The organism is Solibacillus sp. FSL K6-1554, from assembly GCF_038005185.1.
Classification (GTDB): domain Bacteria; phylum Bacillota; class Bacilli; order Bacillales_A; family Planococcaceae; genus Solibacillus; species Solibacillus silvestris.
The window spans coordinates 2,012,062-2,024,655 of sequence record NZ_JBBOSS010000001.1 but is presented as its reverse complement, the minus strand read 5'-3'; the positions used below and the strand labels follow the sequence as shown (position 1 = coordinate 2,024,655).

General features: G+C 36.7%; 13 protein-coding genes. 9 read left to right on the top strand and 4 right to left on the bottom strand.

All coding sequences use genetic code 11. From position 1 onward, the window contains the following. Window positions 1-35 precede the first annotated feature (35 nt). The gene (locus MHB58_RS09860) at window positions 36-1,091 is read right to left on the bottom strand and encodes a nucleoid-associated protein (RefSeq protein WP_014823809.1); all 1,056 of its coding nucleotides are present in this window, start codon (window positions 1,089-1,091) and stop codon (window positions 36-38) included. A 671-nt stretch (window positions 1,092-1,762) separates the two neighbouring features. Here MHB58_RS09860 and MHB58_RS09855 point away from each other — a divergent pair. Further along, window positions 1,763-2,356 carry a YpjP family protein gene (locus tag MHB58_RS09855; RefSeq protein ID WP_014823810.1) on the top strand — a complete coding sequence of 198 codons (594 nt, stop codon included), beginning with the start codon at window positions 1,763-1,765 and terminating at the stop codon, window positions 2,354-2,356. 1,184 nt (window positions 2,357-3,540) lie between these two features. Here the strand turns inward: MHB58_RS09855 and MHB58_RS09850 are convergent. Further along, on the bottom strand, window positions 3,541-3,867 hold the full coding sequence (locus MHB58_RS09850) for a DUF378 domain-containing protein (RefSeq protein WP_008403624.1): 327 nt from the start codon (window positions 3,865-3,867) through the stop codon (window positions 3,541-3,543). A 435-nt stretch (window positions 3,868-4,302) separates the two neighbouring features. Between MHB58_RS09850 and MHB58_RS09845 the strand changes: the two genes are divergently transcribed. The 3 genes from MHB58_RS09845 to MHB58_RS09835 all read left to right on the top strand — a co-directional run bounded on the left by MHB58_RS09845 (window position 4,303) and on the right by MHB58_RS09835 (window position 6,190). Continuing rightward, window positions 4,303-4,494, top strand: coding sequence for a hypothetical protein (locus MHB58_RS09845; protein ID WP_008407303.1), 192 nt, complete (start codon window positions 4,303-4,305; stop codon window positions 4,492-4,494). Window positions 4,495-4,729: 235 nt separating this feature from the next. Further along, window positions 4,730-5,707 carry a thymidylate synthase gene (locus MHB58_RS09840; RefSeq protein WP_014823811.1) on the top strand — a complete coding sequence of 326 codons (978 nt, stop codon included), beginning with the start codon at window positions 4,730-4,732 and terminating at the stop codon, window positions 5,705-5,707. A gap of 12 nt (window positions 5,708-5,719) precedes the next feature. Continuing rightward, entirely contained in the window at window positions 5,720-6,190 is a 471-nt protein-coding gene (locus MHB58_RS09835; protein ID WP_014823812.1) for a dihydrofolate reductase, read from the top strand. Window positions 6,191-6,404: 214 nt separating this feature from the next. Here the strand turns inward: MHB58_RS09835 and trhA are convergent, their stop codons facing one another. Then, complete coding sequence (gene trhA / locus MHB58_RS09830) at window positions 6,405-7,049, bottom strand: PAQR family membrane homeostasis protein TrhA (RefSeq protein WP_340735119.1); 645 nt, start codon at window positions 7,047-7,049, stop codon at window positions 6,405-6,407. 197 nt (window positions 7,050-7,246) lie between these two features. Between trhA and MHB58_RS09825 the strand changes: the two genes are divergently transcribed. From MHB58_RS09825 to msrB, 5 genes are all read left to right on the top strand, one after another. Further along, a complete protein-coding gene (locus MHB58_RS09825) occupies window positions 7,247-8,092 on the top strand; it encodes a DegV family protein (protein WP_014823813.1) in 846 nt (281 codons plus the stop codon). 159 nt (window positions 8,093-8,251) lie between these two features. Continuing rightward, window positions 8,252-9,163, top strand: coding sequence for a GDSL-type esterase/lipase family protein (locus MHB58_RS09820; RefSeq protein WP_340735118.1), 912 nt, complete (start codon window positions 8,252-8,254; stop codon window positions 9,161-9,163). Between the two features lie 4 nt (window positions 9,164-9,167). Then, window positions 9,168-9,740, top strand: a complete 573-nt coding sequence (locus tag MHB58_RS09815; RefSeq protein ID WP_008407297.1) for a YpmS family protein — start codon at window positions 9,168-9,170, stop codon at window positions 9,738-9,740. Between the two features lie 17 nt (window positions 9,741-9,757). Beyond that, complete coding sequence (msrA, locus tag MHB58_RS09810) at window positions 9,758-10,285, top strand: peptide-methionine (S)-S-oxide reductase MsrA (protein WP_065215930.1); 528 nt, start codon at window positions 9,758-9,760, stop codon at window positions 10,283-10,285. Further along, window positions 10,286-10,714, top strand: a complete 429-nt coding sequence (msrB, locus tag MHB58_RS09805) for a peptide-methionine (R)-S-oxide reductase MsrB (RefSeq protein ID WP_014823816.1) — start codon at window positions 10,286-10,288, stop codon at window positions 10,712-10,714. A 62-nt stretch (window positions 10,715-10,776) separates the two neighbouring features. Here the strand turns inward: msrB and MHB58_RS09800 are convergent, their stop codons facing one another. Beyond that, window positions 10,777-12,564: a methyl-accepting chemotaxis protein gene (locus MHB58_RS09800; RefSeq protein WP_065215931.1), complete on the bottom strand. Its 1,788-nt coding sequence runs from the start codon at window positions 12,562-12,564 to the stop codon at window positions 10,777-10,779. Window positions 12,565-12,594 lie beyond the last annotated feature (30 nt).

Sequence of the window (12,594 nt, the reverse complement as noted above, 5' to 3'; positions counted from 1 at the left end):
AAATTCACACAGCCCTTTAATGATTTATAAAAAGTTTATAGCGGTTTTTTGTGCAGCGTAAATCCAAGTGTATCCGCATCCCGTACAGTAATCGTATACGTACCACTCACTTGATCGTGCTTAACATCAATATTGTCCAATCCTTTATCGTAACGGAAGAGTATTTCACCTTCTGCTGATTTATAGACAACATGCAAATCATCGCGTTTTACTTCAAAAGTAGGAGTGAAGTCGGGATTGCGGTCGGTGAACTCATTGATAAATAGCTTGGCTCCTTGCTCAACAAAATCTTCCCGATTCTCAGGAGGTGCAATCGCTTCATAAATATTATGCACTGATGCGTCGAGTTCAACATATTTGCCGTGTTCAAATTCCTCGTCAATCGCTCTTTGAAGGTGAGGAGTCTGCTCTTCGTTAAGTGATTCCGCAATCTTCTCATACAATTCCTTCATGAGCATTTTTGTTTTCTTTTTGTCGGATGCGATTGGAGTAGCCTGCAAGAAAGTTTCCATGAAAAACTTCGCCGGTTCGCCATCTGATTGCTTATCCAGTACATAAACATTTTCTTCAAGCGGATCATAGTTCATTCGAATAAGTGCACACTTTTGTACACGGCTTGATGCGTCAGGTAAAATATTTTCAATCGTTTTCAAATGTAATGTTTCCAAGTCGATCTGAACAGCATCTTTAGGGTCCAGCTTTAACAGCAGAATATAATCTTCACCAATCAGCTCAATATGCGCGACAAATACCGAACCGTTACTGTTCGATACCGTCTGCATAATTTGATACAGTTTATTTGATAAATCATTGGCCAGTGATAAGAAGTGTGTGTCATCCGGATATTCTACATAACGGTTCATTTTTGTAACAATATCATTGTCACGGTCTAAAAATTTACATGCAACAGATTTAGGACTATTCAATGTAGCATCTATGTATGATTCAAAGAACTGATTATACACTTCAGATTGGAGTGCGGATAAATCCATTGTCTCACTTGCAGATACAAAACGGCTTTGCTGCATATCCAGCAATGTAACAGCCATCCGTTTCATTTGGATTGATAATGTTGTTTCAACTTCATTCATCTTTACATAACTCCTTTTAAATTCCGATTTTTCAAGTATAGCGGACATCATGAAAATTTGCACGGGCCCAAATACATTTTACAAACACGAACATATGTGTTATGATTATTTTTGTGCTATTTTAGATAGTGCTATAAATGAATTGGCATTTCTGCTAGTGTTTTTGAAGATACTTATTCACACTGGCGCAAGCTTCAGGGCTGCAAGGACATAGTAGCAGGTTGGGACTATGTTGCTTAAGTTAGAAGAGATTAGTAGAATTTTACCGCGGTTAAAACTGGAGTTATGCACTCCGAATAAAATAAAAATTCCCCGGAAGATCGGGTTGAGACTTTCATTTATTTATAAATCTATCTATTAAATACTAAAGGGGTCCCCAATAATTGGGGGCCCCTTGTCCAATTTTCCAATTAAAAACCATCCAAATCTTATTGGATGGCACATAAAAAATATTAGTCCGTGAAGCATAAAGAAGTCATATACCCAAGCATTAGTAATAATCCAAGACCCATAACAATGTCCATTTTTTAGAACCTCCCTTAATATAACCTACAATATCTTCCTTTTTTATTGTACAATGATTACAATAAAGATGAAACTATTTGTTATAATATTCGTATATATTAGTAAGAGCGTTTTAAAATTATACATAATAAAAGTGGGTGATAGACTTGAAGAAATGGATCTACAAATCTCTCGTTGTTTCCGTCGCGTTATTATCGTTTGGTTTAATTACACCAAAGCATGAAATTTGGGCAAATTTTGATGAAGACCGTCTTGATAAATCTGTATTGGATCGTCCAAGCGACAACCATATTTCAGCTGCCTATCAGTTGGATGATATTATCGTTGATGAAAAACCGCTGCCAACGACCGATGACTTTGTGTCAGCTGCAAAAGAACAATCATACATTAAATTTGGCACAAAAGTCGGACCGGTTATTGAACAACAATTTGAAACGGATATTTTCCCGAAAATCGAGGAAGCTATTGCAATGACAGTGGAACGAGTTGGCGATGAAAAACTGCGTAACTTAACGGTTTCCGAAAAACCGAGTGGAGATTATTCAGAAAAAATCTTCCACATTGTTGACGCTCAATCGAAAACAGACGTAATTCGATTTCATGTACGAACAGAGAACCGTCCTTTTGATGGCTATTATTACAATTTCCACTACCATACGTTTGAAGACAACTATTCTAAGCATTATGACCTTGGCGAGATCTACTGGTCGAAAAACACACCGCCTAAATGGTTATCATAGAAAAAAGCTGCACCCGTCATATATTGCCGGGTGTTTTTTTATTGACGTTAAACATTGGAGCATATCTTACAGTAGGGGTTAGCAATCATCTTTTGAAGAGTCAGACTAAGAGGTAGCATCATACTAAATAATTCACGTCCAGAACAGATAAACATGTATAAGTGCTATACGACATTAGGAGATTTTTATAACAAATTAGTGCCAAGCTGAAAAATTTTCTACCGATAAATGTAATAGACCTTATAAATTTTTATTGCCGTTAAAACGCCTACTTAGTTAGTTTGTCATTAATACTTCTAAGAACTTTTAGTTTTTCTTGCTGTATTTTAAGAATTCTAAGTAAGAACCAACTTACAAATACAAATGGTACTATGTAGAAAAATATGCTTAAGATCGGTAATAAAGCGATTAATGTTTCCATTGATAACGGTCTCCTTCTTATTTGTAAGTACGCATAAAAAAAGACTCAAGCCTATGTTGCTCAAGTCGCAAAGCAATACACTCTTATTCTAATGTATATTTCTAATTATGCCAAATAATTACGGGCAACTAGATATACCAAAGGGAATTGGCAATTTACAGAATCGATCTTTTTCTACTTTTCGGTCTTCTTTTTTCCAGAATTGGCGGCAAAAAGTCCACTAACTAATGCAATTATGATTGCTACCCAAGTCCAAAAACTCAAAACGTCACCCCATTAAAATAAAAATATTTATACTTATTACCACTATACATTCTTTTTGTAATTAATCCCAAAAAAACATATTGAGCTCGAAATGTATTACTTGTCATACGAGGACTCTGTTTGACCGAAAAAAACACCGCTTAAAAGGTTGTCGTAGCAAACTGCAGTCAAGTCAAATTGTTAGGATATTCATTTCCATCCATTACCAACAGTAACTAAACGATTAAAAGCTTAAATAAACCGCGATTTGCCAACCTTTATCTTAAGGGGAGTGGTGATCTTGGAAAACAGATTTTTTTTAGGTTTATTTAATGGCTTGATCTTAAGTATTATATTATGGACCTCTATATTTGGATGGATAAAGATCATAACGGGTTTATTATAAATTGCAAAGAATATGCAGAGAGAAGGGCTACTCATAAATAATTTATACTGGCTATGCAGGTAAATGCAAAAGACCAGGTCTCTTTAAAGAGCCTGGTCTTTTGCATTTGTTGAGTTATTTCTCGTTATTGTTGTCTTTATTTTTTTGCTTAGAATATTCCGAGAAATCTGCTTCTTTTCCTGCTTCCATGTTATAGTTCGGTCTGTTGGAAGTTCTTGTATGCGTCACGGTTGCAGTATCCTCTTCATCAAGGTTTTTCATTAGCAATGGAATACAAGCGAGACCTGCTAGACCTACGAGTGCGTAAATAATTCGTGATAAACCGGCAGTTTGACCGCCAAATAACGATGCGACTAAATCAAATTTGAAAAAGCCAATAAGTCCCCAGTTAATTGCCCCAATAATTACAAGTACAAGGGCAATTCTATATAACGTTCCCATGTAAAACATCTCCTTTATTTTAGATAAGAAGTTCTTTTGTATGCAAAATACTCATACGAAAGAAATTCAAGTATCTATTTCTGTTCGTATTTTTCCCGGTAACTGTTTGTTTATACTCTTTTTTTTGTAAAAGAAAATGTATCAAAATACGAATAAAATTGTCCTTTTGAAAATAAAAATAATTAAAAAAGGAATTAATATCCGGAGAATTAACAAGGAAAATATATAGTTCTGTTTTCGTAATAAATACAGTGAAAGTTATTTATTTAAGGTTGGTAATAGAGTATCCGACAATTAATCATATTATTACTATGCAACAAAAAAGTGTCCCTTTATTTTTTTGATCTGTTTACAAAAAATTTAAAATTTAAAGGTGAATTTTTATGTAACTCGAGGTATAATATTTGTATACTATAGTAAAAAGGAGGACTGCCGATGATAACCGGTCAGTTAGGGCGAGCATTCCAATTAGCGGAAAAACATAAGCTCGACGTAAATACAATTTTAGAGTTAACAAAAATTATTGCAAAAGAAGTAAATGGTACTCAAAAAATTGAGGAAAAAATTTTACTTCAAATGATTCAAATTCTGGAAAACAACAAAACAATTCTTAGGGAGGCAACATAAAAATTGACGCAAACGATTGAGCTATACGATGACTTAGACACATTTGACTAAAGGCGCTACTCAGCAGACGAAAGACGAGTAGCGCCTTTTATTGTACATTTTTTTATACATAGTGTTTTATTTGAACCAGTAAGTATTCTCTAAGTAGGCTTTTCGAGCGATTTTGCAGATTGGCGTGTTTTTCTCAACATAAGTCTATATAATATACGAAGAACATTCTTTAGGAGTGAAAACAATGACACATGCAGATCATACATATTTAAATTTATTGCAATATATTTTGGACAATGGTACCGACAAATCTGACCGTACAGGAACAGGGACACGCAGTGTTTTCGGCTATCAGATGCGGTTTAATTTACAGGAAGGTTTTCCGCTCTTAACGACTAAGCGTGTACCATTCAAACTTGTAGCAAGTGAACTTCTATGGTTTATAAAAGGGGATACAAATATTCGCTATTTACTTCAGAATAATAACCATATTTGGGACGAATGGGCATTTAAAAAATGGGTAGAATCAGAAGAGTATGGCGGACCTGATATGAGCGACTTTGGACGACGTTCACTTATTGATGAAGCATTTAATGTACAGTATCAAAAAGAACTTTCTACATTTTGCGAACGCGTGCTGCAAGATGATGAATTTGCTTCAAAATACGGGGATTTGGGTAATGTTTACGGGAAACAATGGCGCAATTGGACAACTTCAGAGGGTGAATCAATCGATCAGTTACAAGATGCAATTGATTTAATTAAACATAATCCGGATTCGCGTCGAATTATCGTGAATGCCTGGAATCCGGAAGATGTAATCGATGCGGGAGGAAAAGGCAGTAAAGCGGCATTACCACCATGTCACGCGATGTTCCAGTTTTACGTGGCAGAAGGTAAATTGAGCTGTATGCTGACACAGCGCAGTGCGGATACATTCCTAGGTGTACCTTTTAATATTGCGAGCTATGCATTGCTGACGCATTTAATTGCCCATGAATGTGGTTTGGAGGTAGGCGAGTTTGTGCACAGTATGGCTGATACACATATTTATTCAAACCACCTTGAACAGGTAAAAGAACAGCTTGCACGTGAACCGAAGCAATTGCCGACCTTAAAGCTTAATTTAGAAAAGCAATCGATCTTTGATTTTGAAATGGAAGATATTTCGCTGGAAGGCTATCATCCGCATCCGTCAATTAAAGCACCGATAGCGGTATAAAGGGGGATTACGATGATTTCATTAATCGTTGCACATGATGAAAACCGGGTTATTGGCTATCAAAACGATTTGCCGTGGTATTTACCGGGAGATTTGAAATACTTTAAAGAAATGACAATGGGAAAACCGATGATTATGGGCCGTAAAACATATGATTCAATTGGCCGACCGTTACCGGGACGTAGAAATATTGTCATTACAAGAAATAAAGACTTTGCAGCAGAAGGTATTGAAATAGTAGGTAGTCTGGAAGAAGCTTTGGTGCTTGTTGAAGGTGAAGCGGAAGTGATGATCATTGGTGGTGCTCAAATTTTTGAACAGTCCATGGCCATTGCCGATCGGTTATATATTACATTCATCAACCATAGTTTTAAAGGGGACACTTATTTTCCGTCATACGATGACTGGAAACAAATCTCATGCCTCGACCCAATCGAGTCTGATGAAGGATATACATTCCAGTATTGTATTTATGAAAAATAAATTTATAAAAGAAGGACGTTGTGACAGAAGTAAAAAATTGATTGAAATGTGGGGCGACTCCTGCGGGAACAGCACGAAGCCTGAGACTACAGGCTCAGGCCGTGCCCGCGGAAAGCTTCCCAAAATGGAAATCAATTTTAAGCATAGCGAAAAAACGGCACTTTTCTCCATGAGAAAAGTGCCGTTTTTGAATTATGCCCAAAGTACTTTTCTTTTAAATCAAGTAGATATATATACAAGCCACCATGCATCCGCAGCCTGCGATAACGAACAAATGCCATATTGCATGATTGTACGGAAGGCGTGTCCAGGCGTAAAAAATCGCGCCAAATGTAAATAGCAGCCCCCCAATGAGCATCAGCATAAAACCATCAAACGTCAAAAATTCATATAATGGTCGAATGGCGAAAATGATAAGCCACCCCATGAAAATATATAGGACCAACGATAATTTTTCGAATCGATGAATGAACAGACATTTGAACACAACGCCTAGTATTGCAATAAACCAGATAATGCATAGCATGACAATGCCTGTCACACCTCCGATTGCTATAAGCAAAAATGGGGTATAGGTACCAGCAATCAAGATATATATTGAAGAATGGTCCAGTATAGAAAAGAACCGTTTATATTTTTCCGGAACACTATGTAATAATGTCGACATGAGAAACAGCAAAATCAATGAAGAGCCAAAAATAGCGTAGGAAGTTATATGTATCACAGTGCCGTTTACAGCTGAATGGATAATTAATAGGATGCAAATAGGTATGCTGATGGCAAGGCCTATACCATGAGTTATGGCATTCCAAAGTTCTTCTTTCCAGTTTTTATAGTCAAATGCGTCAAAATTGTGCATGTGTCATCACGCTCCTTTATATTAGTATAGTTCTAAATCAAAATATTCGTGATAGATGGTTGTCATGATGTTATACTGCTATATGTCATATGTAAATCGTGATAAACGGGGTCATTCTTCAATGACAAATGTCATATTGGTAAACAAATATGATTTCTTTATAATAGTAAGGAAGATAGAAAAAGGATGTGTTTTCTTTGAGTCAAATTCATATCGTAACAGATTCAACTTGCGATTTAACAGACGCGGAAATTCAGGAACATGGAATTCATGTAGTACCACTAACCGTACAAATTGATGAAAAAACGTATACAGATCGCGTAAATTTGCAACCGGATACATTTATTAAATTATTAAAAACAGCAAAAGAACTTCCGAAAAGTTCTCAACCGTCTCCTGGTGCATTTAAAGAACTATATGACGAGCTCGGTAAAGATGGATCTAGAATTATATCAATCCATATGACAGGCAGTATGAGCGGTACATATCAGTCAGCGAATCAGGCTTCTCAAATGAGTGATTCTGACGTAACTGTAATTGATTCACGTTATATTGCTTTTGGATTGGCATTCCAGCTTCGTGAAGCGATTCGTTTACGTAATGCAGGGGCTACAGTGGAGGAAATTGTTGCCGGAGTGAATCGTGTACGTGAAAACACACGTCTTTTTGTTGCATTGGATACGTTGGAAAATATGGTAAAGGGCGGCCGAATCGGAAAAGGTAAGGCAGTTGTTAGTTCTTTACTGAATATTAAGCCAATTGGTCACTTGGATATTGGGGAAGTGACGATTTGTGCGAAACCACGCAGCTATAAGCAAGTAGTGAAATATTTGATGAGTGAATTTGAAAAGGATACTCAAGGTAAAAAAGTTGCAGGTGTCGGCATCTCACATGCGAATTCAATGGATACTCTAGTGAATCCACTAATCGAACAAGTAAAAGCAGCGGGGTATACAGGACAAGTGGAAGTTGCCTTTACTTCTCCGGTTATTAGTACACATACGGGTGAAGGTGCAATCGGCTTTATTTATTATACAGAATAGGTAAAAGGTAATTCTAAAGATTTTTAACTTTAGAATTACCTTTTTTGTAAAGCAATAAAAAATATTTTCTGATATATCACTATTTTTATAGGCATATCATTCCTAAAGATAAGGAAAATATTTTATAATGAAATAACAAAGTAAAAAGGGGGAAGTTGCATGTGGCGGTTATTACTCACATCATTAGCTGTCATTTTCTTGTCCGCATGCTCCGTTACAATTGACCCACAAATAGAAGAAGCACAACAGTCCGACAAATCATCCGATGAACAAAATGATTTGTCTATATCAGAAAAAGAAACCGAAAACGAAGAAACAATTAATACGAGCTTTTTTGATATTATCAATGATGTATTTCAACTAGACTGGTCTGATCGTAAGGAAGAAAATGCACAACCGGTTTTTTATTTAGCATTAGGTGATTCGCTCACAAGGGGTGTTGGAGATGAAACCCAAGATTATGGCTATACGATTCGTCTGCAGCAGGAGCTGGAAAAATGGCCGATGGTAGAAGAAGTTGAGCTTGATAATCGCGGTAAAAATGGGAGACGCAGTGATCAACTATTAAGTTTACTTAAGCGTGGCCATTATGATGAAGAGCTAGAAAAATCAAATATAGTTACGATTACGCTCGGTGGTAATGATGTGATGAAAATTGTAAAAAAGAATTTGTTTTCAATGAAAAAGTCTATGTTTGATAAGGAATTACCAAAATTCGCTAAACGTTACGAGCAGGTCATTGTAGAAATTCGTAGAGTCAATCCTGAGGTACCGATTATATTAGTTGGGTTCTATAATCCTTTTTCGATCGTAGTAGATGAGATTACACCTTTCGATCCGATTATATCGGAGTGGAATGATGAAATTGAAAAGCTTGCTGCAACAGATGAAAATGCATGTTTTGTCTCTGTAGAGGATTTATTTGTATCAAATGAGGATATGGTATATCATGTAGACTTCTTTCATCCGAATAGCACGGGATATGATCGTATGACAAAACGCATCATTGAATCAATGCAACAATGTGATATTGAGCAGATGTCAGACGGTTTATTAGGATTTGAGGAGTGAGAAGATGAATAAATGGAAAATCGCATTTTTATTATTGGCTGGAGCAGTACTCATTTCATTCGCCACATTGCTCTATTTTATAACTGCTGATGTAGAACAAGCAACAGAACAGCCGCCACTCCAAATTGAGGGTAATATATTGACTGTGGAAACGACAGCTAAAGAATTCGAAGCAATCGCAAAACAATATTTATCGGAAGCTATGAACCAGTCACCGGTTCCGGTAGAGCTGACAGTGGACGATAAAATTTATTTATACAGTACATTAACTGTCTTTAATATCGATTTGCCGATTCAGATGGACTTCATTCCTGTTGTTAATAACGGGAATATCACTCTGAGTCAAGAAGCTGTCCACGTCGGCAAGGTAAATATCCCTCCGAAAACCGTACTGAAAATGATTGATGATGCGGTTAATTTTCCTAATTGGATTACGGTGAAGCCAAACGACGAAGAAATTTATGTGGACCTGTCACGGATCAATATCGCAAGTGGTTCTAGGGTGCGTGCGAAGGAAATCGATTTAGCAAATGATAAAATAGAATTGGAAGTAGTTATTCCAAACCAAACGAAGTAAAACAGGAGGTAATTTTAATGGCGTATGAACAAGCAACATTTGCAGGGGGCTGCTTTTGGTGTATGGTAAAGCCGTTTGATCAACAGCCCGGTATTATAGAAGTCATTTCCGGTTACACTGGCGGGCATATTGAAAACCCGACATACGAGCAAGTATGCAGTGAAACAACAGGCCATCTTGAGGCAGTTCAAATTACGTTTGATCCGGAAATTTATCCGTATGAAAAACTGGTTGAACTTTATTGGACCTTGATCGATCCTACAGATGCGGGCGGTCAATTTTATGATCGAGGCGAATCATACACAACGGCGATTTTTTACCATAATGATGTTCAAAAGCAGATTGCCGAATTATCCAAGTCAAAACTGGATGCTAGCGGAAAATTCAAATCACCAATTGCCGTTAAAATTCTGGAAGCAAAGCCATTTTACGCAGCAGAAGATTATCATCAGCACTACTATAAGAAGAACCCGGCACATTATGAACGCTATTCGGTTGGTTCTGGACGTGCAGGATTTATTGAAAAACACTGGGGGTCAAAATAAATGAATAAAGAACAACGATTAAAAGAGTTAACAGAGATGCAGTATCATGTTACACAAAACCAAGGTACGGAACCACCCTTCCGTAATGAATACAATGACGTGTTTGAAGATGGTATCTATGTGGATATCGTGTCAGGAAAGCCGCTTTTTAGCTCGAAAGACAAATATGATGCTGGATGTGGCTGGCCGTCATTTTCAAAGCCGATTGAACAAGTTGAAGTTACCGAGCATTTTGATACATCACACGGTATGCGTCGTGTCGAAGTACGCAGCAAAACAGCTGATTCACATTTAGGGCATGTATTCCCTGATGGTCCGCAACAATTGGGCGGATTACGTTATTGCATCAACTCAGCTGCATTGCGCTTTATTCCGGTTGAAGACCTTGAAAAAGAAGGCTACGGTGAATATAAATCAATGTTTGAATAAAAGCAACTCGCTTATGGAATTTCATAAGCGAGTTGTATTTTTTTTACTGTTTAATTTATCAATTAGATTTTGAATTCATTGACTACGCTTCGCAGCTGATCTGCTTGAGCAGCTAGTTCAACGGCGGATGCATTGATTTCTTCCATGGAAGCAGAACCTTGGGATGCGGCAGCTGCACTGCGTTCTGTATTGACAGCAGTATTATCCGCAATAGCGGCAACATGTACAAATGAAGTTGTCACACCATGGCTATTATTTAATGTTTGTTCGATTTGAGCAACCATCTGTGTTAAGATATCAGAAGTTTTGTCTGTTTGCATTAATATATTTTGTAAAGAACCGGTCGTCTCATTTGTCACTTCTACTCCACGAATTACTTTTTGAACACCCGTGTGGTTTTGTTCAATAATTGACTTCACCTCTGTTTGAATCGAACCTACAATTGCTGATACTTCCTTTGCAGCCTTTTGGGATTGTTCGGCAAGTTTTCGAACTTCCGCTGCAACAACTGCAAATCCTCTTCCATGTTCACCGGCCCGTGCAGCCTCAATCGCCGCATTTAATGCAAGTAAATTTGTTTGTTCAGAAATCGCTGTAATTGTACTTATAATAGAAGTGATATCTTTCGATTTTTCCCCCAATTTTTCCACCGTATCCGAAGTCGATGCCATTGTTTCTTCAATTTCGAGCATGACGATTGATGAATGGGTGACCGATTTGCTACCTCGATATGCGGCTTCTTTCATTTCATAGGCAGCCTGCTGAACCTCTCGTGCTTTTTCGTCTAATATGTGCATCGATTGTTCCAATTTTTGCATTTCATTGCCGGCACTACCAATACTGTTTAAAATGTCACTGCTGTCGCTCGCAATTTTCATCGTAGAATCAGCAATGAAATCAATTGTTCGAGCGTTTTCATCCGCGAGTGCCATTAATTCCTGTGAACTCCCGGATACATTCTCAGCAAGGTTTGAAACACGTTTTACCAATGCTGAAATTGATTCGATTAGAATATTCGTAGAATTTCCGATAATTGAAAATTCATCCTTCGTTTTAACATTTACCCGACGTGTTAAGTCACCGCCAGCCTGTGCAATTTCTAAAATCGATTCATTGATCTTTTTTGTATTTCTTCGAATCGATTTTGATAATATATAGCCTAATGAAATGGTTAAAATTACAGCAAAACCTGATAAGGCAAAAATTGATATTTTAGAGGCGAAAGCAAATTGTTCCAGTTCCGAAATTGTTTTTTCGTTACGCTGTTCGAGTATTTGTATCAGTTTCCCTGTGTTTTCATCAATATATCCTTTAAAATTTTGGCTTCCGCTATTCGCAAAAAGTTTAGCAGCATTTTCAAAGCCATATTTTTGACGGATTTCTATTGTCGATTTAGAAAAAGATAAATAATTGGTGTAAAACTGTTGTATTAAGCCTAAGATTTTCAGTTCTTCATCCTGATTTTTAAATGAAGTTTCAATAGAAGTTAAGTTTGTATGTATTCGTTCCTTCGACTCTTCATATAATTGAAGAAATTTTTCATCGCCTGTAATTAAGTAAGTTTGCTCATGGCTTGATAGCTTTGCAATATCGGAGGCTAAATTATTAATATGCATCTGCTGTTTTAAGTTTTCTGCAGCAAATTCTCGCAAGTTCTTTTCCAAGTTTGTTATATTAATATACGATAAAATTTGCATAGAAATAATAATTGCCATTAAAATAGTGAAAGCAATTAAAATTTTCCCTCGTATGAGATGAAAGAAGTGAAATAGGGCTTTCGGTTTACTAGTGTTTTTCCTTAGTTTTTCTTTAATAGGTTTAGTTTTCTTGCTATTTCGCAAATAATTCACCACTTTCTGAAAATTATATATTTAACTATT

What these genes read in the sequence shown, in the direction of transcription:
- MHB58_RS09860 (WP_014823809.1), bottom strand. Translation starts at nt 1,091, where the DNA reads ATGAATGAAGTTGAAACAACATTATCAATCCAAATGAAACGGATGGCT.
- MHB58_RS09850 (WP_008403624.1), bottom strand. Translation starts at nt 3,867, where the DNA reads ATGGGAACGTTATATAGAATTGCCCTTGTACTTGTAATTATTGGGGCA.
- MHB58_RS09845 (WP_008407303.1), top strand. Translation starts at nt 4,303, where the DNA reads ATGATAACCGGTCAGTTAGGGCGAGCATTCCAATTAGCGGAAAAACAT.
- MHB58_RS09840 (WP_014823811.1), top strand. Translation starts at nt 4,730, where the DNA reads ATGACACATGCAGATCATACATATTTAAATTTATTGCAATATATTTTG.
- MHB58_RS09835 (WP_014823812.1), top strand. Translation starts at nt 5,720, where the DNA reads ATGATTTCATTAATCGTTGCACATGATGAAAACCGGGTTATTGGCTAT.
- trhA (WP_340735119.1), bottom strand. Translation starts at nt 7,049, where the DNA reads ATGCACAATTTTGACGCATTTGACTATAAAAACTGGAAAGAAGAACTT.
- MHB58_RS09820 (WP_340735118.1), top strand. Translation starts at nt 8,252, where the DNA reads ATGTGGCGGTTATTACTCACATCATTAGCTGTCATTTTCTTGTCCGCA.
- MHB58_RS09815 (WP_008407297.1), top strand. Translation starts at nt 9,168, where the DNA reads ATGAATAAATGGAAAATCGCATTTTTATTATTGGCTGGAGCAGTACTC.
- msrA (WP_065215930.1), top strand. Translation starts at nt 9,758, where the DNA reads ATGGCGTATGAACAAGCAACATTTGCAGGGGGCTGCTTTTGGTGTATG.
- msrB (WP_014823816.1), top strand. Translation starts at nt 10,286, where the DNA reads ATGAATAAAGAACAACGATTAAAAGAGTTAACAGAGATGCAGTATCAT.